The 25,732-nt window shown below is 71.2% G+C and carries 23 protein-coding genes; 12 read left to right on the top strand and 11 right to left on the bottom strand.

The genetic code is table 11. The annotated features are described in order from the left end of the window. Nucleotides 1-692 precede the first annotated feature (692 nt). Nucleotides 693-1,331 (bottom strand): M15 family metallopeptidase, encoded by a 639-nt coding sequence (locus ACTVCO_RS00245; RefSeq protein ID WP_443726378.1) that lies wholly within the window; start codon nt 1,329-1,331, stop codon nt 693-695. 163 nt (nt 1,332-1,494) lie between these two features. Between ACTVCO_RS00245 and ACTVCO_RS00240 the strand changes: the two genes are divergently transcribed. The 5 genes from ACTVCO_RS00240 (at nt 1,495) to ACTVCO_RS00220 (ending at nt 7,348) form a co-directional block, all read left to right on the top strand. Further along, nucleotides 1,495-2,346 carry a sensor histidine kinase gene (locus ACTVCO_RS00240; protein ID WP_443726377.1) on the top strand — a complete coding sequence of 284 codons (852 nt, stop codon included), beginning with the start codon at nt 1,495-1,497 and terminating at the stop codon, nt 2,344-2,346. Further along, a complete protein-coding gene (locus ACTVCO_RS00235; RefSeq protein ID WP_443726376.1) occupies nt 2,343-3,050 on the top strand; it encodes a response regulator transcription factor in 708 nt (235 codons plus the stop codon). Before ACTVCO_RS00240 ends, ACTVCO_RS00235 begins: the two co-directional genes overlap by 4 nt. Nucleotides 3,051-3,204: 154 nt before the next feature. Further along, nucleotides 3,205-4,248, top strand: a complete 1,044-nt coding sequence (locus ACTVCO_RS00230) for an ABC transporter substrate-binding protein (RefSeq protein WP_443726375.1) — start codon at nt 3,205-3,207, stop codon at nt 4,246-4,248. A gap of 113 nt (nt 4,249-4,361) precedes the next feature. After that, a complete protein-coding gene (locus ACTVCO_RS00225; protein ID WP_443726374.1) occupies nt 4,362-6,116 on the top strand; it encodes an ABC transporter permease in 1,755 nt (584 codons plus the stop codon). Next, nucleotides 6,113-7,348 (top strand): ABC transporter ATP-binding protein, encoded by a 1,236-nt coding sequence (locus tag ACTVCO_RS00220; protein ID WP_443726373.1) that lies wholly within the window; start codon nt 6,113-6,115, stop codon nt 7,346-7,348. Before ACTVCO_RS00225 ends, ACTVCO_RS00220 begins: the two co-directional genes overlap by 4 nt. 114 nt (nt 7,349-7,462) lie before the next feature. On the opposite strand, the gene ACTVCO_RS00215 is transcribed toward ACTVCO_RS00220, so the two are convergent. Further along, nucleotides 7,463-8,734, bottom strand: a complete 1,272-nt coding sequence (locus ACTVCO_RS00215; protein ID WP_443726372.1) for a M18 family aminopeptidase — start codon at nt 8,732-8,734, stop codon at nt 7,463-7,465. A 28-nt stretch (nt 8,735-8,762) separates the two neighbouring features. After that, nucleotides 8,763-9,302: a GNAT family N-acetyltransferase gene (locus ACTVCO_RS00210; protein WP_443726371.1), complete on the bottom strand. Its 540-nt coding sequence runs from the start codon at nt 9,300-9,302 to the stop codon at nt 8,763-8,765. A 45-nt stretch (nt 9,303-9,347) separates the two neighbouring features. Here ACTVCO_RS00210 and ACTVCO_RS00205 point away from each other — a divergent pair, with 45 nt between their 5' ends. Both ACTVCO_RS00205 and ACTVCO_RS00200 read left to right on the top strand, forming a co-directional pair. Continuing rightward, entirely contained in the window at nt 9,348-11,846 is a 2,499-nt protein-coding gene (locus ACTVCO_RS00205) for a TIM-barrel domain-containing protein (RefSeq protein WP_443726370.1), read from the top strand. A gap of 117 nt (nt 11,847-11,963) precedes the next feature. After that, on the top strand, nt 11,964-12,983 hold the full coding sequence (locus ACTVCO_RS00200; protein WP_443726369.1) for an asparaginase: 1,020 nt from the start codon (nt 11,964-11,966) through the stop codon (nt 12,981-12,983). Nucleotides 12,984-13,035: 52 nt separating this feature from the next. On the opposite strand, the gene ACTVCO_RS00195 is transcribed toward ACTVCO_RS00200, so the two are convergent. Then, entirely contained in the window at nt 13,036-13,812 is a 777-nt protein-coding gene (locus ACTVCO_RS00195) for a VOC family protein (protein ID WP_443726368.1), read from the bottom strand. A gap of 111 nt (nt 13,813-13,923) precedes the next feature. Next, nucleotides 13,924-15,540, bottom strand: coding sequence for an MDR family MFS transporter (locus ACTVCO_RS00190; protein WP_443726367.1), 1,617 nt, complete (start codon nt 15,538-15,540; stop codon nt 13,924-13,926). Nucleotides 15,541-15,654: 114 nt separating this feature from the next. Here ACTVCO_RS00190 and ACTVCO_RS00185 point away from each other — a divergent pair, with 114 nt between their 5' ends. After that, nucleotides 15,655-15,963, top strand: a complete 309-nt coding sequence (locus ACTVCO_RS00185) for a hypothetical protein (protein ID WP_443726366.1) — start codon at nt 15,655-15,657, stop codon at nt 15,961-15,963. Further along, on the top strand, nt 15,960-17,126 hold the full coding sequence (locus ACTVCO_RS00180; protein ID WP_443727125.1) for a glycerate kinase: 1,167 nt from the start codon (nt 15,960-15,962) through the stop codon (nt 17,124-17,126). The genes ACTVCO_RS00185 and ACTVCO_RS00180 overlap by 4 nt, the downstream gene beginning before the upstream one ends. 34 nt (nt 17,127-17,160) lie before the next feature. On the opposite strand, the gene ACTVCO_RS00175 is transcribed toward ACTVCO_RS00180, so the two are convergent. The 3 genes from ACTVCO_RS00175 to ACTVCO_RS00165 are packed head-to-tail and all read right to left on the bottom strand — an operon-like array spanning nt 17,161 to nt 19,350. Beyond that, complete coding sequence (locus tag ACTVCO_RS00175) at nt 17,161-17,844, bottom strand: YigZ family protein (protein ID WP_443726365.1); 684 nt, start codon at nt 17,842-17,844, stop codon at nt 17,161-17,163. A 34-nt stretch (nt 17,845-17,878) separates the two neighbouring features. Beyond that, on the bottom strand, nt 17,879-18,448 hold the full coding sequence (locus ACTVCO_RS00170) for a shikimate kinase (RefSeq protein WP_443726364.1): 570 nt from the start codon (nt 18,446-18,448) through the stop codon (nt 17,879-17,881). A 41-nt stretch (nt 18,449-18,489) separates the two neighbouring features. Continuing rightward, nucleotides 18,490-19,350, bottom strand: a complete 861-nt coding sequence (locus ACTVCO_RS00165; RefSeq protein ID WP_443726363.1) for a Cof-type HAD-IIB family hydrolase — start codon at nt 19,348-19,350, stop codon at nt 18,490-18,492. Between the two features lie 35 nt (nt 19,351-19,385). Between ACTVCO_RS00165 and ACTVCO_RS00160 the strand changes: the two genes are divergently transcribed. Further along, on the top strand, nt 19,386-20,531 hold the full coding sequence (locus ACTVCO_RS00160; RefSeq protein ID WP_443726362.1) for a MalY/PatB family protein: 1,146 nt from the start codon (nt 19,386-19,388) through the stop codon (nt 20,529-20,531). On the opposite strand, the gene ACTVCO_RS00155 is transcribed toward ACTVCO_RS00160, so the two are convergent. After that, entirely contained in the window at nt 20,528-20,914 is a 387-nt protein-coding gene (locus tag ACTVCO_RS00155; protein ID WP_443726361.1) for an ATP-binding protein, read from the bottom strand. The two genes, ACTVCO_RS00160 and ACTVCO_RS00155, sit on opposite strands and share 4 nt — an antisense overlap. A gap of 347 nt (nt 20,915-21,261) precedes the next feature. Between ACTVCO_RS00155 and ACTVCO_RS00150 the strand changes: the two genes are divergently transcribed. Next, nucleotides 21,262-21,543 carry an HU family DNA-binding protein gene (locus ACTVCO_RS00150; RefSeq protein WP_443726360.1) on the top strand — a complete coding sequence of 94 codons (282 nt, stop codon included), beginning with the start codon at nt 21,262-21,264 and terminating at the stop codon, nt 21,541-21,543. A 201-nt stretch (nt 21,544-21,744) separates the two neighbouring features. Continuing rightward, nucleotides 21,745-21,915 carry a 50S ribosomal protein L32 gene (gene rpmF / locus ACTVCO_RS00145; RefSeq protein WP_102509854.1) on the top strand — a complete coding sequence of 57 codons (171 nt, stop codon included), beginning with the start codon at nt 21,745-21,747 and terminating at the stop codon, nt 21,913-21,915. A gap of 138 nt (nt 21,916-22,053) precedes the next feature. Here the strand turns inward: rpmF and ACTVCO_RS00140 are convergent, their stop codons facing one another. Together ACTVCO_RS00140 and ACTVCO_RS00135 are read right to left on the bottom strand one after the other, a co-directional pair. Then, on the bottom strand, nt 22,054-24,717 hold the full coding sequence (locus tag ACTVCO_RS00140) for a lysylphosphatidylglycerol synthase domain-containing protein (RefSeq protein ID WP_443726359.1): 2,664 nt from the start codon (nt 24,715-24,717) through the stop codon (nt 22,054-22,056). A gap of 114 nt (nt 24,718-24,831) precedes the next feature. Further along, complete coding sequence (locus tag ACTVCO_RS00135; RefSeq protein ID WP_443726358.1) at nt 24,832-25,641, bottom strand: CPBP family intramembrane glutamic endopeptidase; 810 nt, start codon at nt 25,639-25,641, stop codon at nt 24,832-24,834. Nucleotides 25,642-25,732: the final 91 nt, after the last annotated feature.

The following is a 25,732-nucleotide window of genomic DNA, read 5'->3' as shown; positions in this document are numbered from 1 at the left end:
GCTCCACCCGCAAGTCCAGACTTGCGGGTAAGGCACAAAGTCGCGGGTAGCCGACCAGCGGCCAGCGGCCAGCGGCTGGCGGCCTGCGGCCCGCGGTCTGCGGCTGGCGGCCTGCGGCTGGTGGCCAGGGACCGACGCCCGCGCCTATACCGGCGCCCGCCCCTCGACTGGTGCCCGCTCTTCTACCGGCGCCCGCGCCTCTAGCCCACCCGCAGTTTTCTGTTCTACCCGCGAGTTCAGACTTGCGGGTACGGCACAAAGTTGCGGGTAGCCGGGCCGACGGCTGGTGGCCGGTGCCTGGCGGCCTGGCGACTTGTGGCCGTCGGCTGGCGGCCGGGGACTGGGACAGGGGCTGGCTGCCGGGGACCGGCGCTCGCGCCTCTAGCCCACCCGCAGTTTTCTGCTCTACCCGCGAGTTCAGACTTGCGGGTACGGCACAAAGTTGCGGGTAGCCGGGCCGACGGCTGGTCGCCGGTGCCTGGCGGCCGGGGGCCGGGGACGGGGGCTGGCTGCCGGGACCGACGCCCGCGCTCCTGCCGGCGGCCGCTCCTCTACTGGTGCCCGCTCTTCTGCCTGCGCTCGCGCCTCTCGCCCACCCGCAGTTTTCTGCTCTACCCGCGGGTTCAGACTTGCGGGTGCGGCACAAAGTTGCGGGTAGCCGGGCCCGGCGGCCGGGCGGCCAGCGGACCGGGTTAGTGGGTGGGGTGGTAGCCCCAGTGCCACGACTCGCGGGGGGTGTCTTCGACGAACCCGTAGTCGGCCGCGTTGGTCCGCATCCAGGCGAGGGCCTTCGCGTCGAGCGCAAGGTCGGCAGCCATGCCCCAGCCGTGGTTTGACGTCCCAGGAGCCGCGGCAAGCCCGCCCTGGGAGTAGAGGCCCTTGCGCCGCACCAGGTCGACCTGGGTCTCGTAGGTGCGGTAGCCGTCGGTCACGCCGATCTTTACGCCGTCGGCCGCGGCCGCCTTGCGCAGAGCCTCGAGCGACCGTGCCGCAGGCTCCCACAGTGCCTTGTTCGTCCCCTCGACCGGCGAGAGAGCGGAGGCGGGAACCTTGCCGTTGCCGTAGCGGCGCAGGTCTTCGGGGACGTTGTCGACCCCGAGCCGGTCCTTGCCTCCGGCCACACCGGCCGGACCAGCTCCTGCGACCCTCGCGAGCGCGTCGGCGAAGGCCGAGCCGGGCGCAGCAGCCAGCGTCGCCCCGGACGTCGCCAAGGCGCCGGTCGCCGAGGCGCCGGTCGCCGCAGGGGTGGGGATCCCGCCGAGGACGCCGCCGGCGCCGCCCGTGGTCAGCCACGCGAACTGGTTCTGGATCTCATTGATCCGAGCGGTCACCGCGCCCACCGAGTCCATCCGGCACCCTCCGTCCCGCAGCGCGAGGCGTCGACGCGAGGTGTCGACGCGCACCGTGCCTGGGACGGGCGCTCGGAGGACCTATCGGCTGCGAGGCGGCAGCGATGAGGCATCGCGTGCGCTCGGTGCCGCGTAGGCTCACCGCGTGGAAACGACGACGTGGACGTGGGCCCTGGTCGCGGCGTGCGTCCTGCTCGCGGCCACGCTCGCGTTCACCGTCCGACGCCTTCGCTCCGGTCGCGCCGACCTCGCCGTCACTCGGCACGAGGCCGAGCGGTTGCGGACCCTCGCCCGGGCGCGCGCCGAACGGTCTTCGGTGCTTTCCCACGAGATCCGCACGCCCCTCACGCTCGTCCAAGGTGCAGCGGAGCTCCTCGCGGAGGAGACGCCGGGGCCGCTCAACGATCACCAGAGGCGGTTTGTCGACACGATCGTCGACAACTGCGGTCAGATGATCGCGATGGCGGAGGACCTGCTCACCGCGGCCCGCCTCGAGGCGCGCCTTTTCGAGCTTCACCTCGAGCGCACGGACGTGCGCGCGCTCGCACGGCAGACGGTGCGCGAGATGCGCCGCATGCACGGCGTCACCGTGCTCCTTGACTCCCGGGGCGCCCCCTTGTGGCTCGACCTCGACCGCAATCTTGTGCGGCAGGCACTGTGGAACCTCGTCAACAACGCAGCCCGCCACTCGGGTGCGGAGGTGACGATCACCGTCCGGATCACGGTGGGTGACGACGACGTGCTCGTCTCGGTCGCCGACGACGGCCCCGGGATGACGGCTGCGGAACGCGACACCCTCTTCTTGCCGTTCGTCGTCGGTGGTGGTCCCGGACGGGGCACGGGTCTCGGCATGATGATCACCAAGGAGATCGTCGAGCTTCACGGCGGCCGCATCTTTGTCGACACGGCGACGCGCGCCGGCACCGTCGTCCTGCTCACCTTGCCCTTGCGCGCGACCGCGGTCGCCGCCGAACCCGCCGACGGAGGCTCCCGATGACCGAGACGGACCCGGTCGCGCTCGTCGTCGATGACGAGCCGCAGATGCGCGCGATCATCACGTTCGCGCTCGAGACCCAGGGATTTACGTGCGTCGAGGCGGGTGATGCGGCGGCGGCGTGGCACGTCGTCGAGCACCGGCCGCTCGACCTTGTCGTGCTTGACGTCATGATGCCGGGGGAGGACGGCGTGGCGTTGTGCCGACGCATCCGGGACGGTGGGCACGACGTGCCGGTCATCCTCCTCACTGCCAAGGGCGAGGTGCGCCATCGGGTCGACGGGCTCGAGGCGGGCGCTGACGACTACGTGACCAAGCCGTTCTCGCCGCGTGAGCTTGCGTTGCGCGCGCACGTCGTCGTGCGGCGGACGCGTCCCCCGCAGCGCCCGACGGGACTCGTCGTCGGGACCCTCGACATCGATCTTGCGACGATGCGCGCGGTCGACGACGACGTCCCGTTGCAGCTGTCGACGACTGAGATGCGCCTGCTCGTCGCGCTCGCTTCGCGGCTCGGTGAGCCCGTGCCGTGGCGCGATCTTGTCCGGGAGGTGTGGGCGACGGACGGCGACGAGGGTGGGCGCGAGATGCTCAAGACGACCATCTACCGGCTGCGTTCCCGCCTCGAGAAGGACCCGTCGAGCCCCGAGCGCATCCTCACGGCGCGCGGCGTCGGCTACCGGATGGTGCGTCCGGTGACACGCGCGTGACCGGCCACCAGCGCGGATGTCGCCAAGTCACAGGACTGTGACCGGTCGCGACCGCACCGTGACCCGCGGCCGCTCCTGGGCGACCTACCGTGGCGAGGGAAGGGTGCTGACGCTGAGGTCGGCGCCGCCGGTCTCGAAGTGCAAAGGAGCACTCATGAGCATCAGGAAGGCAGCGGCCATCACGGGCCTGCTCGCGCTGTCGCTGGGGGTGACCGCCTGCTCGGTCGACGAGGGCGCGCAAGGTTCCGCTGACGGGCCCATCACGATCGCGTGCGGCGCCATGGAGGACTGGTGCCAGAAGATGACCGAGTCGTTCACGGCGAAGACAGGCATCAAGGCGAGCTTCGTCCGGCTCTCGTCGGGTGAGACGGTCGCGCGTCTCGAGGCGGCCAAGGCGTCGCCCGAGTTCGACGTGTGGCACGGCGGACCGGTCGACGGCTTCGGGGCCGCGAAGAACGCGGACCTCATCGACGCCTACAAGTCCCCCAACCGGGACGCGATCCCCGACAAGTACAAGGACGCCGACGGCTACTGGACCGGCGTGTATGTCGGCGTGCTCGGGTTCTGCTCGAACCAGAAGGTCCTCGACAAGATCGGCGTCGCCGCCCCGACGTCGTGGGATGACCTGCTCGACCCCAAGCTGTCGAAGAACGTCTCCTCTGCCCACCCCTCGACGTCGGGCACGGCGTTCACGACCCTGTGGACCCAGGTGACGCGCCTGGGCGGCGAGGACCAGGGCATGGAGTACATGGCCAAGCTCCACAACAACATCCTCCAGTACTCCAAGTCCGGCACCGCGCCCGGCCAGACTGCGGGCCGCGGCGAGGTCGCCGTCGGTCTCGTCTTCTCGCACGACTGCGTGAAGTACAAGGAAGAGGGCATGAGCGACCTCGTTGTCTCGTTCCCGGAGGACGGCACGGGCTATGAGATCGGTGGCGTCGCGCTCATCAAGGGCTCGAAGCACGCTGAGGCGGCCAAGAAGTACATCGACTGGACGCTCACCGCTGAGGCGCAGGACAACGGCCCGACCGTCGGGTCGTTCCAGGTCCTCACCCACCCGGACGCCAAGGTCGACGAGCGCATGGTGACGCTCGCTGACGTCAACCTCGTCGACTACGACTTCACGGCCGCCGCGGCCGCGAAGAAGGAGCTGACGACGCGGTTCGACGAAGAGATCGCCTCCGCACCCAAGGAGTGACGTGGTCGGCCCGGGCGCCGTGTGCGCCCGGGCCAGACCCGTCGATCCCCCGCGAGCGCCACGTCGCCCGCCCCCCGCCTCGAACGCCGCGGCCGTGCCGCACGGAGGAAGCCATGCCCGTCCAGACGCTCGACCCGCCCGTCGCGCAGCCACCCGCTGACAAGGTGCGCACGAGGTCCCGTACGCGGCGCGACGTCCCGACGACCGTCGTTGTCGTCCTCGTCTCGCTCGTCCTTGTCGTGCTCATCGGTCTGCCGCTCGTCAAGATCTTCTCGACAGCGTTCTCGGCGGCCGGCCTCGAGGTCGCGGGCAAGATGTTCACGTCGTCCGTGCACCGCACGATCATCAGCAACACGGTCCTGCTCGGCGTCGTCGTCGGCGCCATCGGCACCCTCATCGGCTTTGCCCTCGCCTACGCCCAGGCGCGCATGAAGTTCCGTGGCAAGCGTGCGCTTCACCTGCTCGCGCTCATGCCGATCGTCTCGCCACCGTTCGCGGTCGCGACCGCGGTCATCACGCTCTTCGGCCGCTCCGGCATCATCACGCACCAGTGGCTCGGGCTCGACACGAACGTCTACGGTCTGCCGGGCCTGACGATCGTGCTCGCGCTGTCGTTCTTCCCCGTCGCGTACATGAACTTCCTCGGCATGCTCAAGAGCCTCGACCCGGCGCTCGACGAGGCTGCTTCGGGCATGGGCGCCTCGCGCTGGAAGATCTTCACGTCGGTCACGCTGCCCATGCTCGTGCCCGGCTTTGCCTCGTCGTTCCTCTTGCTCTTCGTCGAGACGATCGCCGACCTTGCCAACCCCCTCGTCATCGGTGGCGACTTCACGGTCTTGTCCTCGCGGGCCTACATCGCGATCACGGGTGAGTACGACGTCGCCTCGGGAGCCGCCTACTCCGTCATCCTGCTGCTCCCGGCCGTTCTCGTGTTCCTCGTCCAGCGGTTCTGGTCGCAGCGGCACTCCGTCGTCTCCGTCACGGGCAAGCCGACGGGCCGTCACCGTGAGATCGAAGGATGGGCGCGGGTCCCGCTGCTCGTCGTCGCGTTCGCGATCGGTGCGTTCATCGTCGTCATCTATGCCACCGTCATCATCGGCGGGTTCACCAAGATCTTGGGCGTCAACAACACGTTCTCGCTCGACAACTACCGCTACGTGCTCGGCGGGATCGGCAACGACGCGATGATCGACACGACGGTCCTCGCGCTCATCGCGACCCCGATCGCGGCGGTTCTCGGCATGCTCATCGCCTGGCTTGTCGTGCGCAAGCTCAAGCGCGGCCGTGGCTTGCTCGACTTCGCGGGCATGCTCGGGCTCGCTGTTCCCGGCACGGTCGTCGGGATCGGCTACGCGCTCGCGTTCAACCAGCCGTGGATCATCGGCAATCGCATGATCCTGCCAGCCTTCGCGGGTGGCGCGGCGATCTTCGGTGGCGCGGTCGCGATCATCATGGTGTACATCATCCGGTCGATGCCGTCCGCTCAACGGTCGGGTGTTGCCGCGCTCCAGCAGATCGACACCGCGATCGACGAGGCCTCGGCCTCGCTCGGCGCCGGCGGTGTGACGACGTTCCGCAAGGTGACGCTCCCGCTCATCAAGCCCGCCCTGCTCTCGGGGCTCACGTATGCGTTCGCGCGGTCGATGACGACGCTCTCGCCGATCATCTTCATCACGACGCCCCAGACGAAGATCATGACGTCGCAGATCCTCTCCGAGGTTGATGCGGGACGGTTCGGCAATGCCTTCGCGTTCTGCACGATCCTCATCGTCATCGTCATGACAGTGATCGGGCTGCTCAACCTCGCTGCCCGCGGCCGGGCGGGCCGCCGCACTGCCGCCCCTGTCCTGCCCGGAGGTGCGCTGTGAGCGCCCTCGACCCCGCACCTGACTCGCGCCGCACCCGCCGCGCCCGCTCGACCGTCAAGGAGTCCGCCATGGAGACGCTCGCCACCGCCGAGACCGAGGCTTTCGCCCGCGAGGGCGAGATCGGTCGGCTCCGCCTCACCGACATCGTCAAGGAGTTCGGGCAGGGCGACGGCACGGTGCGCGCGGTCGACGACCTCGAGCTCGACATCGAGCCGGGGGAGTTCGTCACGCTGCTCGGCCCGTCGGGCTGCGGCAAGACGACGACGCTCCGCATGATCGCGGGCTTCGAGGAGCCGACGAGCGGCCACATCTACCTCGACGACGAGGACATCGTCGTGCAGCCGCCGAACAAGCGGCCCATGGCGATGGTCTTCCAGTCCTACGCCCTCTTCCCGCACCTCTCGGTGCGGGAGAACGTCGCCTACGGCCTCAAGCTCCGGCGGCTCCCCGCGGACCGTCTTGCCGAGGAGGTCGACCTGGCGCTCACGTCGATGAACCTCTTGGCGCTCGCGGGTCGCGCGCCCAACCAGCTCTCGGGTGGTCAGCAGCAGCGTGTTGCGCTCGCCCGCGCCATGGTGATGAAGCCCAAGGTGCTGCTCTTCGACGAGCCGCTGTCGAACCTTGACGCGAAGCTGCGCGTGCAGATGCGGCTCGAGATCCGCCGCCTGCAGAAGCGCCTCGGCATCACGTCGGTCTACGTGACGCACGACCAGTCCGAGGCGATGAGCATGTCGGACCGGATCGTCGTCATGAACCAGGGACGGATCGAGCAGGCGGCGACGCCGGACGAGATCTACCGTCACCCCGCCTCCGTCTTCGTTGCCGACTTCATCGGCCGCGCCAATTTCCTCGACGCCGATGCGGTGACGGTGACCCAGGGCGCGGACGGCCGGGCGCGAGCGCGCGTGCGGGTCCTGGGCCGTGACGTGGAGGTTGCGGCGCACCCGGGCTGCATCGTGGGGGAGCGCGTGACGCTTCTTGTGCGGCCCGAGTCCATGCGGATCGCGCCCGTCGACGTCACGGACCGCGCGGTCGACGTCGTCGGTGACCATGGGCGCGTGCTGTCAGCGGTGTTCTACGGCGAGCACGTCGAGTACGAGGTTGAGACCGAGTACGGGACGGTCGTCGTCGTCGTGCCTGACCCGAGCACCGAGTCGATCCTCGCCGAGGGTGATGCGGTGACGCTCGACTTCGTCGTCCACCGGGCCTGGCTCCTGCCCGCCCCGGAGTGACCTGACGCCCCGGAGTGACCTGACGCCGCGGGTACGCCCCGGGTGCGGTCCGGGAGTCGACGACGGTCGCCGCGCACGAGCGCGGCGACCGTCGTCGTCCGTGTGACGGCTCGGCTACGCGCCCGCGTAGAACGCTGAGATCGCGCCCGAGAGCGCGTGCGGGTCGCGCACGTGGATGAGCTCGCGCGCCGAGTGCATCGAGAGCAGCGGAGCGCCCACGTCGACCGTGCGGATGCCGAGCCGGGTCGCGGTGAGCGGCCCGGTCGTCGAGCCGCACGGCACGGTGTTGTTCGAGACGAACGGCTGAGCCGTCGTCCCCGCGGCCTCGCAGCAGCGGGTCCAGAGGGCCGCGCCCGGGCCGTCGGTCGCGTACCGCTGGTTCGCGTTGACCTTGAGCAGGGGGCCGCCGCCCGCGAGCGGGTGGTGCGTCGGGTCGTGGCGTTCGGCGTAGTTGGGGTGGATCGAGTGCCCGACGTCGCTCGAGACGTGCCACGAGGCCGCGTAGGCGCGACGCAGCTCGGTCGCCGTGCCTCCCGAGAGCCGCACGAGCACGTCCTCGAGGAAGGGCCCGCAGGCTCCCGAGCGCGTCTCCGAGCCGATCTCCTCGTGGTCGAAGGCCGCGAGCACGCTCGTGTGCGCTGCATCCGCGGGCGCCTCGAGCAGGGCGACGAGGGCCGCGTGGACGGAGGTGAGGTTGTCCATGCGCGGGGCGGCGAAGAGCGCGTCGCCCGCGCCGAACCGCTGCGGCGGGGTCGTGTCGACCGTGATGAGGTCGTGCCCGACGACGTCGTCCGCCGTGAGCCCGGCGAGCGCGGCGAGGTGGGTGAGGATCTCGACCTCGGAGGAGACGCCGTCGCCGACGACGCCCATGACGGGCTGCGTGTGGCGCTGCTTGTCGAGCGTGAGCCCGTCGTTCGCGCCCCGGTCGAGGTGGACGGCGAGCTGGGGGACCCGCAGGTACGGACCTGTGCGCACGAGGTGCTCGGAGCCGTCGCGTGTGACGAGGCGGCCGGCGAGCTCGAGCTCACGGTCGAGCCAGCTGTTGAGCAGCGGCCCGCCGTAGACCTCGACGGCCACCTGGTTCCAGCCGTGCGCGCGCAGGCGCGGGTCGGGCTTGGCCTTGAGGCCGGGGGAGTCGGTGTGGGCGCCGAGGATCCGGAAGGGGCTCGTCGGCGTGGCGTTCGCGGGACGCACCCACGCGATGATCGCGCCTTCGCGCACGACGTAGGCGCGGGCGAGGGCGTCAGGAGCCCAGTCGTCGGTCTCTGCGAGGCGGGTGAAGCCCGCGGCGTCGAGCCGGCGCGCGGCCTCGGCCACGGTGTGGAACGACGAGGGGGAGGCAGAGATGAAGGACGCGAAGTCGTCGATGTGGTCGTCGAGGAGCATGCGTCCATCCTCCCACTGGTGGCAGAGGCTAGAGCCGGATGAGGAGGAGATCGATCGCGGGGTCGGGGTCGGTTGCGAGACGCGCGTGGGTCTCGACGTCGAAACGCTCGGCCCCGTAGCGCAGCTTGTGCCGCTCGAGGCCCTCGGCGCTGAATCCGGCGCGTGCGGCGACGCGGCACGAGGCGGGGTTGTTGACGCGGTGGCCGAGCTCGAGCCGGTGGACGCCGAGGTGGTCGAACGCGTAGCGCGCGAGGCTCGCGCACGCGCGCGTCGCGAGTCCGGCCCCGCGCGCGCCGGGCGCTGTCCAGTAGTGCATCCAGCCCGTGTTGTGGCGCATCTCGATCGCTCCCACGCCGACGTTGCCGACGGCGACCCCGTCGACATCGATCGCGAGGCTCACCTGCGAGGACGGCTCGACGCACATCTCAGCGACGATGAACGCCGCGTGTTCTGCGAGCGTGCGCGGACCGGATCCGCCGAACTGCTTGTCGAGGTCGGCGTCGCCTGCGCGGGCGGCCATGAGGGCGGCTGCGTCGTCGGGCGTCCACGGGCGAAGGGTCACAGGCACCGCACGAGCCTACCCATGCGCTGCCGTGTGGGGCGAAGATGAGGCATGCTTCCCGAGACCGGACTCCGTCAGATCCCGACTTCCCCCGTCGCGCTCCCCGGCGCGGTCGTTGCCGGTGACACCTGGCGCATCACGGTCCTCACCGACGCGCTCGTCCGCATCGAGCACGCACCCGACGGGCACGTCGAGGATCGCGCCTCCGCGTTCGCGCTCCACCGGGACCTGCCGGTCGCAGACTTCACGGTGCACGACACGGGGACGCACGTCGAGATCGTCACCGCCCGGCTGCGCCTCACGTATGACAAGGGTCCGCTCACGACGTCCGGTCTCTCGGTCGAGGCGCTCGGTGGTCTCACGGCGTACGAGTCGGTGTGGCGGCCTGAGCAGCCACGGTGGGATCGCGAGGGCAACTCGGCGGGTCTCGTGCGTCTTGCGGGCACGGCCCGCACGCTCGACACGGCTGACGGGGCGGTCGAGCTCGAGGACGGTGTTGTCTCGCAGACGGGAGTCGTCGCGCTCGACGACTCCGGGACGCTCCTGCTCACGGACGACGGCTGGGTCGCGCCCCGCCCTGCGGGCGCGACCGACCTCTACGTCTTTGCCTACGGCCACGACTACCGGGGTGCGGTCCGCGACCTCTATCGCGTCTCGGGGCCGACGCCGCTCCTGCCGAGGTTTGCGCTCGGCTCGTGGTGGTCGCGCTACTTCCCGTACACGGCCGACGGCTACCGCGAGCTCATGGAGCGGTTCACGGCCGAGGGCATCCCTTTCTCGGTGTCCGTCATCGACATGGACTGGCATGTCGTCGACGTGCCCGCGCGCTTCGGCTCGGGCTGGACGGGCTACTCGTGGAACCGCGACCTGTTCCCGGACCCGCCCGCGTTCCTCGCGTGGTTGCACGAGCACGGGCTGCGCGTCACGCTCAACGTCCACCCGGCCGACGGCGTGCGCGCGTTCGAGGACGCCTACCCCGAGATGGCGGCGGCCCTGGGCCGTGCGACGGGCGACGAGGCGCCCATCCAGTTCGACGTCACCGACAGGGCGTTCCTCGAGGCGTACCTCGACGTCCTCCATCGCGGTCTCGAGCGCGACGGCGTCGACCTGTGGTGGCTCGACTGGCAGTCGGGCCCGCACTCGCGCGTCGCCGGGATCGACCCGCTGTGGATGCTCAACCATGTCCACTTCCTCGACAACGCGGACCGTCGCCGGGGCCGCGAGCGCCGCCCGTTGACGTTCTCCCGCTACGCGGGGCCGGGCTCGCACCGCTATCCCGTGGGGTTCAGCGGGGACACGGCGATCACGTGGGCCTCGCTCGACTTCCAGCCGTACTTCACGGCGTCGGCGTCGAACATCGGTTACGGCTGGTGGAGCCATGACGTGGGTGGGCACATGCACGGGGTCAAGGACGACGAGCTGGCGACGCGCTGGGTGCAGCTCGGCGTCCTGTCGCCGATCATGCGCCTGCACTCGGGCAACAACCCGTTCACGCACAAGGAGCCGTGGGCGTTCGGGGCTGAGGCCCAGCGTGTTCAGACGGCATTCCTGCGGCTGCGGCACCGGCTCGTCCCGTACCTGCACACGATGAACCACAGGGCTGCGCTCGGCTCTCCGCTCGTCGAGCCCATGTACTGGGAGCATCCGGAGGACCCCGAGGCGTACCGGGTGCCGAACCAGTTCCGCTTCGGGACCGAGCTGCTCGTTGCGCCGGTGACGCAGCCCGCGGACCGTCGTGCGGGCCGGGCGTCGGTGCGCGCGTGGTTGCCCGACGGTACCTGGGTCGACGTCCTCACCGGCGTCGTGTACGACGGTGGCCGCGAGATCGTCCTGTGGCGTGGTCTCGCGTCGGTGCCCGTGCTCGCGGCGCCGGGTGCGGTCGTCCCGCTCGACGGCGCGCACGTTCCCGCGAACGGTGCCGAAGCGCCGCGCGACCTCGAGGTCGTCGTCGTCGCGGGTGCAGACGGTGCGTTCGACCTCCTCGAGGACGACGGGTCCGTCCCGGGGCCCGCTGGTCCGACGGACGTGCCGACGCTCGTCACGCCCCTGCGCTGGGAGCAGGCGTCGGGCACGTTGACGGTCGGGCCGGTTGCCACGCGTGGTGACGCGGCGGCCGCGCGCACGTCGGCGCCCGACGTCCGCACGTGGACGGTCCTCCTGCCCGCGGTCGACCTCGGCTGGGGTGGGACGGCGACGGCGACGGTCGACGGCCGCCCCGCCGGCGTGCACGTCGACGCGTTCGCGCCGCTGCCCGGTGAGACGGGGGCGACGGGCCTGGGGGTGCGGGTCGCCGACGTCCCGGCCGACGCGCGGCTGACGATCACCCTGCAGCCCGCGCACGGCGGCGTCGCGCTCGCGGGCAATGATGCGGGTCGTCTCGTCTTCGAGCTGCTCGACGAGGCGCGCATCGAGTACGACCTCAAGAGCCGGGTCATGGATGTCGCGACGTCGGACCGCCCGCTCGCGGTGCGGCTGGCCCACATCGAGGCGCTGGGCCTCGAGCCTGCGCTGCGCTCGGCGCTCGTCGAGGTGCTCACGGCCCGGGGGTGAGCGTGATCGCCCCGGCGGTGCGGGCGGGGCGGGCGGCGCGGTGTGACGCCGGTTGTTCGACGGCGCGTCCCGTCGTGCCGTCGCTGCCCGCGGGCTGCGGCGCGCGAGGATGGAGCCATGAGGATCGCACTGGTGACTCTTGGCGGGACGATCAGCTCCGAGCCGCTCGACGGTGACGCGTCGCCGGGCCCTGACGCGGGTGGCGGTGCGGTCGTCCCGGTGTCGGGTGCGAGCACGTTCGTGCGCGAGGTCGAACGGTTCTTGCCGGGGATCACGGTCGTGCCCGTCGAGGTCCGCATGGTGCCGTCGGTGTCGTTGACGATCGGTGACCTGCGCGAGCTTGCCGCACGCATCACAGAGCTTGTCGAGGAGGGTGAGGGGGTCGACGGTGTCGTCGTCGCCCAGGGGACCGACTCGATTGAAGAGACGGCGTACGCGCTCGACCTCGTCGGGGCGGCTGACGAGGTTCCCGTCGTCGTGACAGGAGCGATGCGCGACCGCACCGCCCCCGGCCCGGACGGGGCCGCGAACGTCGTCGCCGCGCTGCGCGCCGCGGCGAGCCCCGCCCTGCGGGGCAAGGGTGTGGTCGTCGCGTTCGCCGACCGTCTCCATGCGGCCCGCTGGGTGACGAAGACGTCGACGTTTCGGGTCGATGCCTTTACCTCCGAGCCGTACGGCCCCGTCGGGATCGTCGCGGAAGGGCGCGTGCGCATCGGTGGTGTGCCGCGGCCGTTGCCGCCGTTCGAGGTGCCCGAGGGTCCGCCTGCGCGTGTGGCGACCGTGGCTGCCGGTCTCGGCGACGACCTCGCGGTCCTGCCAGCGCTGGCCGACGCGGGCTATGACGGGGTCGTGCTCGTCGCCATGGGTGCGGGGCATGTTCCGGCTGCGGCTGTCGACGCGGTCGCTCTGACGGCCCAGACGATGCCCGTCGTCCTGTGCTCGCGCACGGGTGCCGGGCCCGTGTTCACGCGCACGTACGGGTACGAGGGTGGCGAGGTCGACCTGCTCGAGCGGGGCGTCCTGCCCGGGGGCAACCTCACCGCGTCGAAGGCCCGGCTCCTGCTCATGCTGCTTCTCGCCTCAGGCCTGCAGGGCCAGGACCTCGCGCAGGCGTTCGCGCGGCACGCGGAGTCCTAGGCGCCGGGGACTGCCCGGCACGACGGGGGCACCGAGGTGCCCCCGGGCAGCGCTAGGACACGAGCCGGAAGATCGCTCCGGTCGGGTCGGTGACGACGGCGAGACGTCCGAACGGCGTGTCATCGACTCCTGAGACTGCCGTGCCGCCCGCTGCGGTGACGCGGGCGAGAGCCTCGTCGACGTCGTCGACCTTGAAGTACACGTGCCAGCGGCCGCCGTCGACGGAGTCCTCGAGCGTCGCGTCGACGAGCGCGAGCGCGGGCTCGCCGTCGCTCATGTGTCGGGCGTAGCGGAACGTGTCGGAGACCATGTCGTCGTTGAGGTCCCACCCGACGACGCGCGTGTAGAAGTCGCGAGCGCGTGCGTAGTCGTTCGACCAGAGCTCGGCCCAGGCGGGGCTTCCCGCCGTGGTGCCGTCGAACGTCTGTGTCGAGCCCTCGGCGATCTGCATGAGGCCCACGTCGACGCCGGACGGGTCGGCGATGAACGCGAGGACGGGGCCGTCGGGCAACGTCATGGGCTCGTGGTGGATCGTCGCTCCCTCGGCGCGGGCGCGTGCGACTGCTGCCTCGATGTCGGTGACCGCGAGCGTGACGGTCCACGTGTTGCGAGCGCCGGGGATCATCGTGTCGGACTCGGGCGTCACGGGCATGAGGCCGGCGACGAGGCGGTCGCCGACGTACACGAGCTGGTAGTGGTCGCTCTCCTCGCCCGCATCGACGATCCGCCAGCCGAGCACGGACTCGTAGAAGGGGCGGGTTGCGTCGAAGTCGGTCGTCGAGATGTCGATCCAGGCGACGACGCCGGGACGCAGGGCAGGCGTGCTCATGATGGTCCTTCCCTCGGGGGATCTCCACGCTACGACCGTCGTCCGCGTCGTGCACGGGCTGAGACCCCTGGCGCCCCGAGTGCCGGGCCCGTGCGGGCCCGGCACCGCGTGCTAGTGGACGGGCGGCGCGGCTGGTCCCGTCAGGTCGGGCCGACGCACGAAGAGCGAGAGCCCGACGGCTCCGAGCGAGACGATCGCGCCGACGAGGAACGCGGACCGCACGCCGGCAGCCGTCGCCACCGTCTCGGTCGCCCCGTCGGCCAGCATCGCAGCCGCGCCGGACGCCATGAGCGTGACGAAGACGGCCGTGCCGATGGCACCGGCGACCTGCTGCACGGTTCCGAGGATCGCTGATCCGTGCGAGTACAGCCGCGGCTCGACCGACCCGAGCGACGACGTGAACAGCGGGGTGAACGTGAGCGCGAGCCCGAACGAGAGCGTCACGTGCGCGGTGACGAGAAGGGCCGTCGGGGTCGTCTCGGTCACCTGGGTGAGCGACCACAGGACGGCCGACACGATCGTCACCCCGGGAACGACGAGCGGGCGCGGCCCGAAGCGGTCGTACGCGCGGCCGACGATCGGGCCGCACAGGCCCATGAGCAGCGATCCGGGCAGGAGCACGAGCCCCGACTGCAGGGTGTCGAGACCGAGGGACCGCTGCATGAAGAGCGGCAGCAGGATGATCGTGCCGAAGAGGACCGCCATGAGCACCGTCATGAGCCCGATCGAGACGGCGAAGTTGCGAGAGCGGAAGGGACGCAGGTCGAGCAGCGCGGAGTTCGTCCGCTGCCGCAGCAGCTGGCGGACGACGAACGCGACGAGTGCGGCCCCGCCGACGCTCAGCGCGAGAACCATCGCGCGGCCCTGGGCCGCGTGCGCGGCGGCCGTGTCCCCCGTGCCCTCACCGCCGACGAGCGACAGCCCGTAGACGAGGCCGCCGAACCCGAGTGCGGCGAGCACGATCGAGAGGGGGTCGAGCGGGGCCTTGCGGGTCTCGCCGACGTTCGTCACGTGACGGGCGCCGATCGCGAGCATCGCGAGTGCGATGGGCAGAACGATGAGGAACATCCAGCGCCACGTGAGGTACTTGAGCACGAGGCCCGAGATGGTGGGGCCGATCGCGGGCGCGACGGACATGACGATCGAGATGCGGCCCATGAGGCGGCCGCGTCGTTCGGGGGCGACGAGCGTCATGATCGTCGTCATGAGCAGGGGCATCATGATCGCGGTGCCCGACGCCTGGACGACGCGTGCCCCGAGCAGGACGGGGAAGCCGGGTGCGAGCGCGGCGACGAGCGTGCCGGTCGAGAACAGTGACATGGCCGCGATGAACAGGGTGCGGGTCGTCACGCGCTCCAGCAGGTAGCCGGTGACGGGGATGACGACGGCCATCGTGAGCATGAACGCGGTGGTGAGCCATTGGGCTGCGACGGCGTCGATGCTGAGGTCGGTCATGAGGTGCGGGATCGCGACGCCCATGATCGTCTCGTTGAGGATGACGACGAACGCGGCCGCGAGCAGGAGCCAGATGACGCCTTGGCTGCGGGGCGTCGAGCCTGTCGACACGGCTGCGGCAGTGTCCGCGACCGGGTGTGGCGCGGCGTCGGCTGCGGCGTCGGGGCGGGAGGGCGAGGGTGTGCTGCGCACGGGTGTCCTTCGGTCGGCGGGGCACGGGGCGCCCAAGGGGGCAGACGGGTGGGGCTGGGGGTGCCGTCGGAGGGGGCACATCACATTGCCTCACCCCAACGGCGCACGCCCCAAGGTTATTTCCCTCCCCGGCCGTGCTGAGTCGCCGGCCATGGTGCTCCGACGGCGTGCGCCGTGCGCACCTAGGGTGGTGGCGTGCCTACGTACCGCGTTGTCCTGCCGATCGGTGAGATGCGCGTGGGGCGCACGCCCGACCAGGTGCTTCCCGCCGCCGTCGCGGGGGCGCGCGAGCTCACCGAGGTTGAGGCGTGGGACGTCGGGATCGTCCGTGGCCTGCCGCGCGTGACGGTGCGGTTCACGGCTGACGACGACGACGAGGCGTTTCGCGTCGCCGAGCTGACGCGCGCTCGGACGAACCTCGTCGCACAGGTGCTCGGGGTCGAGGTGACGCGCCGGTGGGGCTCGCGCTTCCACCCCGTGACGCGGCGGTCCGACCCGTGGTGAGGCGCGTCGTCGTCGCGCCGGACTCGTTCAAGGGTTCGCTCGGCGCGGTCGGTGTTGCGGCCGCGATCGCGCGCGGCTGGGGTGCGGTGCGGCCGGACGACGTGTGCGTCGAGCTGCCCATGGCCGACGGCGGTGAGGGCACGCTCGATGCGCTCGAGCGCGCGGTCCCGGCCGCGGTGCGCCGCCCGGTGACGGTCACGGGCCCCGACGATCGCACGGTGAGGGCCGCGTGGCTTGCGCTCCCGGACGGGACCGCGGTTGTCGAGCTGGCGTGCGCGAGCGGCCTCACGCTCCTTGACCGACCCCTCCCGCTCGACGCGCACACCCGGGGTGTGGGGGAGGTGGTGCGGGCGGCGCTCGCAGCGCGGCCGCGCCGACTCGTCGTGACGCTCGGCGGCAGTGCGTCGACCGACGGGGGCCTCGGGCTTCTGCGTGCGCTTGGCGCGCGTGTCCGTGACGCGTCGGGCCAAGACGTGCCCGACGGTGGTCGTGGCCTCGCGCGTGCCGCGTCGGTCGAGCTCGCCGAGCTCGTGGCGTTGCCGCCCGACGGTGTCGAGGTCTGGGGTGACGTGACGAGCCCCCTGTGCGGCCCGGCGGGCGCAGCGGCCGTCTTCGGGCCGCAGAAGGGAGCCACACCCGACGACGTCGCCCTGCTCGACGCGGCTCTCGGGCGCTGGTCGGACCTGCTGGAGGCGTCGGGCGAGGTGCCGTGTGGAACGTCGGGCAGGGCGGGGGTCGGGGCTGCGGGTGGGACCGCGTTCGGGCTCGTCGCGTGGGGAGCTCGGCTCGTGCAGGGGGCGGCGGCGATCGCCGACGCCGTGGGGCTCGACGCGCACCTGGCGGGAGCCGATCTCGTCCTCACGGGGGAGGGGCGTCTCGATGCGCAGTCGCTCGCGGGCAAGGCTCCGGCAGAGGTTGCGCGGCGTGCGCGGGCGGCTGGCCTCCCGGTGGGGTTCGTCGTCGGCTCGGCTGAGCCCGGCGTGGCCGACGCGCTCGCGGGCGACGACGTCGATCGCAGAGAGCGGATGTGTCAGCAGGTGGGAGGCGTGGTCGTCGACCTGGTGAGTGAGGCGGGATCCCTCGAGGCAGCGCTTGCGGACCCGGCGTACTGGCTTGAGCGCGCGGGCGCGCACCTCGCGCGGACCGCGTGGTGCGAGGGCTGACGGGCCGGGCGCGCCCCGCCCGGCTCCTGCGGTGCTAGACCGGTACGTCGGCGATGCGGCGGCCACGCTCGAGGGGCTCAACCGTGCCCGACGTCGCGGCCGCCAGCTCGGCCGTGAAGCCGCTGAGAAGGCGGGGTGGAATGAGCACCGTGAAGAGGGCCTCGGCGTCGTAGTCGACGCCCGCGAGCACGCCGTCGTGCGCCGCGAGCCACGTCCTCACGACGTGCTCGACGCGCCCGGCCTCCGCGAACGGAACGGGCAGCGCGAGCTCGACGAGCTCTTCACGTCGGATGATCGGGGCGACGTCGAGCGTCTCGGCGACGGCTCCGGAGTACGCGCGCACGAGCCCACCTGCGCCGAGCAGTACCCCTCCGAAGTAGCGCGTGACGACGGCGACGACGTCGGTGACATGGCGGTGGCGCAGCACCTCGAGCATGGGGATGCCGGCGGTTCCCGAGGGCTCACCGTCGTCGTTGGAGCGTTGCTGGTCGGCGTGCGTGCCGAGGACCATCGCGACGCAGTGGTGCCGCGCGTCCCAGAACTCCTTGCGGATGGCTGCGATGACGGCGTCGGCCTCGTCGACCGACGTCACGTGGACGAGTCGCGTGATGAAGCGCGACTTCTTGATGACCAGCTCGTGGATCGTCGTACCCGCGACGGTCGACGGCAGCGGCGGCGACGATGCGTCGCCCCGTGCGGGATCGTCGACGATGCTCACGCCCCCATCCTCCCAGCCTGCACGACGCGGGCGATCAGACGAGGAGTGTGCGAAGACGACTCACGGTGTGAGCGGGGGACTCGTGGCCCGTCACGACCGTCATGGTCGCGAGCGCCCGTGTTCCGGGGTCGTCGAACCACTCGGCGAGAAAGTCGTGGCCATCGCGCACCCAGTCGGTTCCCTTGCTCTCACGTGAGCGAGTGCGCAGTTCGTGCAGGGCTTCGGCGCGGTTGAGAGAGGGCAGGAGGAGGATGACGTGGGGCACGACGCTCAGCGCGTCGCGAACCGCCGAGTGACACTCCGCGTCCGTGTACGACGCGTGGCCCGCTCCGAGCGCGATGACCGCGCCCGGGTAGTCCTCGATGATGCGTGCGACGGCATGGGCCCGGGCGGCCTCCCACTCCCGCTCGGCGGCCACACGACCCACGTCTGCGATGCGTTCGACGAGCCGGTCGATGCTCCAGCCGACCTCGGCGTAGTAGCGGTCGCCCACCTCGTCAGCGTCGACCAGCGTGCGCCCGAGCGCTGAGGCAAGGAGTCCACCGATGGTTGACTTCCCTGTCGCTGCGGGTCCGATGAAGACGATGGAGCTCCCCGATGGCATACGTCATCCTCCCAGGCTGGACGACGCCTGCGCCCGCGCCGCTAGCCGTTGGAGGCGAGGAGGCGGTCGATCGCCACCGCGAGCCCGTCGTCGAGGTTCGACCCTGTCACCCACGTGGCTGCGGCCTTGACCGCATCGGATGCATTCGCCATCGCGATCGACGTCCCGACGTGCGCAAACATGCCCAGGTCGTTGGGGCCGTCGCCGATTGCGGCCATGGCCTCAGGCCCGACGCCGAGATCACCCGCGAGCTGGACCAGACCCGTCGACTTGTCCACGCCCTCGGCAACGATCTCGAGATAGTGCTCACCCGAGAGGAACCCGCTGCAGCCGGCCGGCAGTGCGGCCGCGATGCGCGGCACGAGCGTCGGGTCCCACGAGCACGGCGGAACCATGAGCTTGTGCGGTGCGCGCGCGCTCGCGTCGAGCAGCTGGGCGTCCCCGATGAAGCCCGTCGGCTCCACACCCGTCGCGCGCGCCTCGTGCTCACCCTGCTCGTCCCAGCGCGACGGGAGCCAGTCGGCGCCGTCGTACCAGTTGGCGACGTGCCCCGCGTCGATGACGGTGCGCACGACCGTGCGCGCGATCTCGAGGTCGAGGCGCGTCTCGTGGAGGACGTCGAGCGTGCCGTCCGCGAGCAGGTGCCCGACGACCGCTCCCTGGAACGACACGAAGGCGCCGGCGAGGGGGTCCTCCGACGGCGCGTCCGCGAAGGGTGGCAGCCCGAGCTCCTGGACGATGTGCCGGAACGCCTCGGGGCCGCGGGCCGAGGCGAGGACGACGGTCACGCCCGCGTCGGTCGCGCGACGCACGGCGGCGCGCACGGCAGGGGTGATGCGGTGGTCGGGCGTGAGGAGCGTGCCGTCGACGTCCGAGGCGATGAGGCGAATACGAGAAGTCACTGGCTCATCATCGCCCAGCGGGTAGCGTCAGCGATGTGACCGACCTGCTGAACTCCCTGGACCCGGCCCGCCTCCGCGAGCGGACGAGCCTCAAGTGGCGTCGTTATGAGCCTGACGTCCTGCCGCTGTGGGTCGCCGAGATGGACGTGCCGCTCGCGGAACCCGTCGTGCGCGCGGTCACCGACCTCATGGCGAGCAGCGACACCGGGTACCCGCCCCACGCGCCGGGCTACGTCGAGGCGCTCGCGGCCTTTGCTGCAGCCCGCTGGGGCTGGGAGGTCGACATCGACCTGTCGCGCGTCGTGCCCGACATCATGTCGGGCCTCGACGCCGTCATCCAGGTGGCGACGGACCCGGGTGAGCAGGTCATCGTCGCCTCGCCCGTCTACGGCCCGTTCTTCGGCCACCCGCGCGCGCTCGGGCGTGAGGTGGTCCCGGTCGCGCTCGACGAGGCCGGCCGGCTCGACGTGCCCGCCCTCGAGGTGGCGTTCGCCGCCGCGACGAGGGGCGGCCGCCGCGCCCTCATGCTGCTCGCCAACCCGCACAACCCCACGGGTGTCGCGCACGCGCGCGACGAGCTCGCTGCGCTTGCCGCGGCAGCGGAGCGCCACGGCGTGCTCGTGGTGTCCGACGAGGCGCACGCGCCCCTGGTGCACCCGGGCGCGGAGTTCGTGCCGTATCTCACGGTCGACCCGCGCGGGCTCTCCGTCCTGAGCGCGGCCAAGACGTGGAACCTCGCGGGCTTCAAGTCGGCGATCGTCCTTGCGGGCCCGCAGGCCCGCGCGACGCTTGAGGCGCTCCCGTCGACCCTGTTCGACGCTGTCGGCCACGTGAGCCTCGTCGCGCACACCGCGGCGTTCCGCGACGGCGGCCCCTGGCTCGATGAGCTCCTGCCGGCGCTCACACGGTCGCGGGACCTGCTCGTCGATCTCGTTGCCGAGCACCTGCCGCGGGCGCGGATGCGCGTGCCTGAGGCGACGTTCCTCGCGTGGCTCGACCTGTCCGCGTACGACGCCGGGGAGGACCCGGCTGAGCAGATTCTCGAGCGTGGCCGGGTGGGGCTCTCGAACGGGCTCTTCTTCGGTCCCGGCGGCGAGCACCACGTGCGGGTGAACTTTGCGACGCACGCGGATGTCGTCACCGAGGCGGTCCGACGGATGAAGGCTGCGCTCGCGCCCTAGACGGTGCGGAGCGCGACCTCGAACCAGACGGTCTTGAGGTAGCCGTTGTCGTCCGATGACACGACGCCCCAGCGCGTCGCCAGCTGGTCAACGAGCCCGACGCCGCGCCCTCCGCCCTGCGTGGGCGCTGGACGGCGAATGACGGGCACTTCGCGTGCCTGGTCGGTGACCTCGACACGCGCGACCGTGTTCGACACCTCAAGATGCATGAGGACCGGCGGGGTTGCGTGTGCGACAGCGTTCGTCACGACCTCGCTCACGAGCAGCACGAGGATGTCGAGCAGGTGGCCGTCGACGCCCGCCTCTTTGAGGTGCCCGGCAGCCCAGCGTCGCGCGGGCGCAATCGCATCGAAGCCATGCGCAATCGCCAGTGCGTGCTTCATGGACCGTTGCCCCATTTCCGCGATCGACGGGGGTGCTTTTGCGAGTCATGCCAAGCCTTGCGGGGCATGTGGACGGTGACCAGCGTGACCCGATCTTGGAGCGCCCGCAACCGGAGGCGCCGTAAAAATGGGTCAACATCGCGACATCCTGCGGCCCTGGGCGCGTCGTGCGTGCGACGAGGGCCTGTGAACGATGTACGGTGACACGCGGAACGATGCTGGCGCCCTCGATAGGAGGACGGGGCAGAATTCCCTAGGATTGTCCACGGTCCCGCCATATGGCAGGGCACAGAAGTCTGACGTCCCGACGCCTCGTCGCCGGGCCGTGACCCGATGAAGGGATACGTATGTCGCTCAACCGTTCCGACCTCGTCTCGGCCATCGCCGCCAAGGCTGAGCTCACGAAGGCCGACGCCGACCGCGCCGTTGCCGCTCTCCAGGACGTTCTCATCGAGTCCCTCGGCAAGGGCGAGGCCGTGAAGCTCACGGGCCTCCTCTCCGTCGAGCGTGTCGAGCGCGCTGCGCGCACGGGTCGTAACCCGCGCACGGGCGAAGAGATCTCGATCCCCGCTGGCTACGGCGTCAAGCTGTCGGCTGGCTCGCTGCTCAAGAAGGCCGTCCAGGCCTGACGCAGCGCCCCTGGCGTTCACGACCTCGCCCCTCGTCCGAGGGGTGAGGTCGTGTCGTTCACGGGATGTGATCTACGTCCGTGATATCGCCAGTGATTTGACCCCTGTTCCGGCGCGGCCGTAGCATGGGGCGAAATATGACCGCTCCCCGGGCCTTGGCTTTTGTCGGAGCAAGGTTTCAACCCGAGTCGAAGGACGATCATGGCAGTTCCGAAGCGGAAGATGTCCCGCTCAAACACCCGTGCCCGCCGCTCGCAGTGGAAGGCCACCGCGACCGAGCTCGTCGAGGTCCGTGTCGACGGTCAGACCGTCCGCATCCCGCGTCGTCTCGTCAAGGGCGCGCAGCGCGGCCTCGTGAGCGTTGAGGGCTGAGCCCTCGTCACCACGAGCTGAAGACCACCGGAAAGCCCCTCACCGCATCGCGGTGAGGGGCTTTCTTCATGCCTGTGCGGGGCGTGAAGTCTGTGCGGGGCGTGGGCCGGCGTGGCCGGGGCCAGGGGCGCAGCGGCGCTAGAGGTCGCCTGAGCGCTGGAGGACCCGCATGGCGACCGCGCCGATGGGGATGCGCAGCCAGAACGTCATGACGCGGAAGAGCATGACCGCGGTCGCCCCGACGGCCGGGAGCACGCCCGCGGTGAGCTGGAGGCCGAGCGTGAGCGCGCCCTCGACAGCGCCGATTCCGCCCGGCACGGGGACGGCCGCGCCCGCGGTGTTGCCGAGCAGGTAGATGACCGACGCGTCGACGAGTGCGACGTCGAGGCCGAATGCCTTGAGAGAGGCCGCGAACGCGAAGATGTAGCCGAGCGACATGAGCGCATTGCCGGCCAGCCCGATCGCGATGCGGCGGGGCGAGGAGAGGATCGTCGAGAGGCGCGGCCACGTCTGGTTGAGGATCGGCTCGATGCGTGCGCCGGCCCACCGGCGCACGGCGGGCACGAGCAGGACCCCCGCGATGAGGGCGGCGAGGACCCCGAGGCCGACGAGGACCGCGGCCGACGGAAGCTGGCGCAGGAGACCGCCGTCACCCGTCGCGGCCGCGAGGATGACGAGGATGACGATCGTCACGATGACCTGCGCGACCTGGACGAGCGCGACGGACGCCGCTGCGAGCGTCCCGGAGGTGCCCGCACGCGTGAGCAGGCGAAGGTTGAGCGCTGCCGGCCCGATGCCCGCGGGGGCGGCGATCGACACGTAGGAGGCGGCGACCTGCGTGAGCGTCGTCTTCCAGAGTGACAGGCGCGCGGGCGAGAACGCCATGAGGGCGAGCGCCGCGCCGAACCACGTGAGGCAGCCGACGGCGAAGGCCGTGACTGCCCACCACGGGTTGGCGTCCGCGACGGCCTGCGCGATCTGGTCAAACTTGAACTTCGTGACGAGCACCGAGACGGCGACGATCGCGAGCACGGCCGTGAGGACCGTGCGGACACCGAAGCGCACGAGGCGCAGCGGTTCGACGTTCGCCTCGGGCAGGCGGGCGACGATCTCGTCGCGCAGCCGGTCGAGCACGTCGCTCTTGGACCTGCGAATCTCGTCGCGCGTGCCGCGGGGCAGGGCGATCGTCTGCAGGAGCGGGCCGAGCGCCTCGACCTCGGCGGCGGGCACGAGCCCCGAGACCGACGCGAGCGCGCGCTCGGGGCCCACGCGCAGCGCGAGCAGAGCGAGCATCTGCGTGAGGTCGACGCGACGGGCGAGCTCGGCGCTCGCGATGTCGCCGTTCTCCCAGCCCGTGAGCCACACCTGCGGCTGTCCGTCGGCGTCGTGGCCGACGAGGACGACGTCCGCGGTGAGGGAGCGGTGCGCGAGCCCTGCGTCGTGCGCGCGCAGGAGCTGCCGCCAGCACTCGGCGAGCGTCATGTCATCGAGCACGAGCTCGGGGATGTCCCGCAGCGGGAGCGACCCCGAGATGTGCTCCTGGACGAGGATCATCGAGTCGTCGGCTGCTGCGACGCCGAGGAGCTCGGGCGTCCGCACGCCCGCAGCCTGGGCGGAGTACTGCAGGAGCGCGGAGCGTTCGGCGATCTGCCGCAGCGAGATCGCTGAACGGCCCTCGATGCCGCGCATGCGGAGCGAGCGCCATGCCCGCGCGAGCATGCCGACGACCTGGCGCTCGCCGTCGAGGACGACGACGTCGAGTCGGTCGCGCTCCGCGGTCGTCATCGAGTAGACGCGGTGGTCCGAGGACCGCATGAGTGCGAGGGTCGCCTCGTCGAACGGGGACGGCTCCGGGGTGCCGAGGGCGCTCCCGGACCACCAGGGTCCCGACCGGCGCACGGACGCGTCGCCGTCGGGGACGATGTCCTGCACGACGTCGTGCGGCCGGTCGGAGAGGTCGCGGACGCGGACGAGCGCGGTCGGCTCGAACCCCGCGCGACGGACGCCGTCGACGAGGGTTGCGCCGTGGGCGCGCTCGGACCGCACGCCCGAGGCGTAGCGGACGACGAGGCCCGCGACGCGCCCGACGAGGAGCATGAGGAAGACGCCCGCGAGCGAGACCTGGCCGGTGACGAGGTAGATGCCGAGCGTGAACCACAGGACGTTCCACGACCACGCGACGGAGCGGCGGCGGGTGCGAGGGCCGGCGCCGACGAGCAGGCCGCTGATCGCTGCGACGTAGGCGGGCAGGGAGAGGGTGGGCTGCTCGTTGACGCTGATCGTGAGGCCCGCGACGAGCGACTGGGCGCCGAACGTTGTCACCCCCCAGTACGCGACGAGCGCGAGCAGCAGGCCGAGGCCCGCTGCTGTGAGGGACTCGATGACCTGGCGTCCGTGTCGTCGCCACGCGAGCTCGCCGAGCACCACGAGCGGGACGCCGAGCGTGACGACTCCTTCGAGGAGCACGACGGGCAGCGTGAGGATCTGTGCGAGGAGGCGTGAGAAGCCTCGAACGTCCTGCTGGACGCCGACCGTGGTCGCGTGCGCGAAGACGGTGAGCAGGAGGACGAGTGCGATGCCGACGAGCGCGAGGATGATGCCGAGGGCGTCCTGGGGGCGCCGGACGTGGTTGGACGGGGCGTCCACGAGGCGGACGTGCCCGGGCTCGCCGACGTCGGGCAGCGTCGGCGTGAGCCGCCTGCTGCGCGTGTACGACCCGATGGCGTGCGTGCGGGCCAGGGGGGCGGCCGCGGGCGCATCGTCGTGCGAGGGCACGTCGGAAGGGCTCGGACTGCTCGGCATGCTCCCGAGTCTAGGGGTGATCGGTGCCCGTTCCTGGCAGTTTTTCCAGGTGTGTGCGCGAGGATCATCCCTGGGTCGTAGGTTGTCTGTCCCGAAGGAGCAGCGCTTCGCGTCCTAGAGGACTCCGAGCGCCCCGAGCACGATTGCCGGGAGGAGTGCCCAGCCGACGAACGAGACGATGTCGAGGATCGTGTGCGCGACGACGAGCGGCATGGTGCGTCGCCTGCCCCACCGCGAGACGTAGAAGAGGCAGAAGACGATGCCCATGACGACGTTGCCGAAGAACGGACCGATGCCCTGGTAGAGGTGGTAGGAGCCGCGGAGCACCGAAGACGCGATGATCATGGCGGGTAGGGACCACCGCATCTCGCGCAGCCGCTCCATGAGGTAGCCGACGACGATGATCTCCTCGAGGAGCGCGTTCTTGAGCGCGTGGAGGATGAGGACGGGGACCGTCCACCAGTAGGCGTCGAGGTTGGCGGGCTGCACCTGGACGGTGATGCCGGCGGCGCGTCCGAGCGCGTAGAAGCCGAGGCCGGGAAGACCGATGGCGGCGGCGAGCGCGACACCCCAGCCGAGGTCGCGCAGCGGTCGGGCCCGGTCGAGGCCGAGGCGCGCGAGTGCCGACCGGCCGGGGCTGGAGAGCAGGTAGAGCGCGAGAGCGACGGGGACGAGGGTGAACCCGATGCTCAGCAGCTGGTAGGCAAGGTCGACCCAAGGCCGGGGGGAGAGCGAGGTGTTGATCGACGCGGCCTGGTCCTTGAGGGCCGTGTCGGCGCTGAGCCGCTCGATGATGTTCGCGATCGCGTAGATGGCGGAGCGGCCGAGCGAGAGCCCGAGGACGATCCAGATCTCGACGCCGAGGCGAAGTCGGGTGGCCCGGTCGGGGCGGGGCGGTGTCGTGGGTGCGGCGTCAGTGCTCACGGACCCGTTATAGCAGCACGCGGCCGTTAGCCGATCCGCACACGTGTCGTGTGCGGATCGGCTATCGGAGGGAGCTGCGCCGGGAGCGGCG

The organism is Sanguibacter sp. A247 (assembly GCF_052324925.1).
Taxonomy (GTDB): Bacteria; Actinomycetota; Actinomycetes; order Actinomycetales; family Cellulomonadaceae; genus Flavimobilis.
The sequence above is the reverse complement of the archived record's forward strand: the minus strand, read 5'-3'. Positions and strand labels throughout refer to the sequence as shown.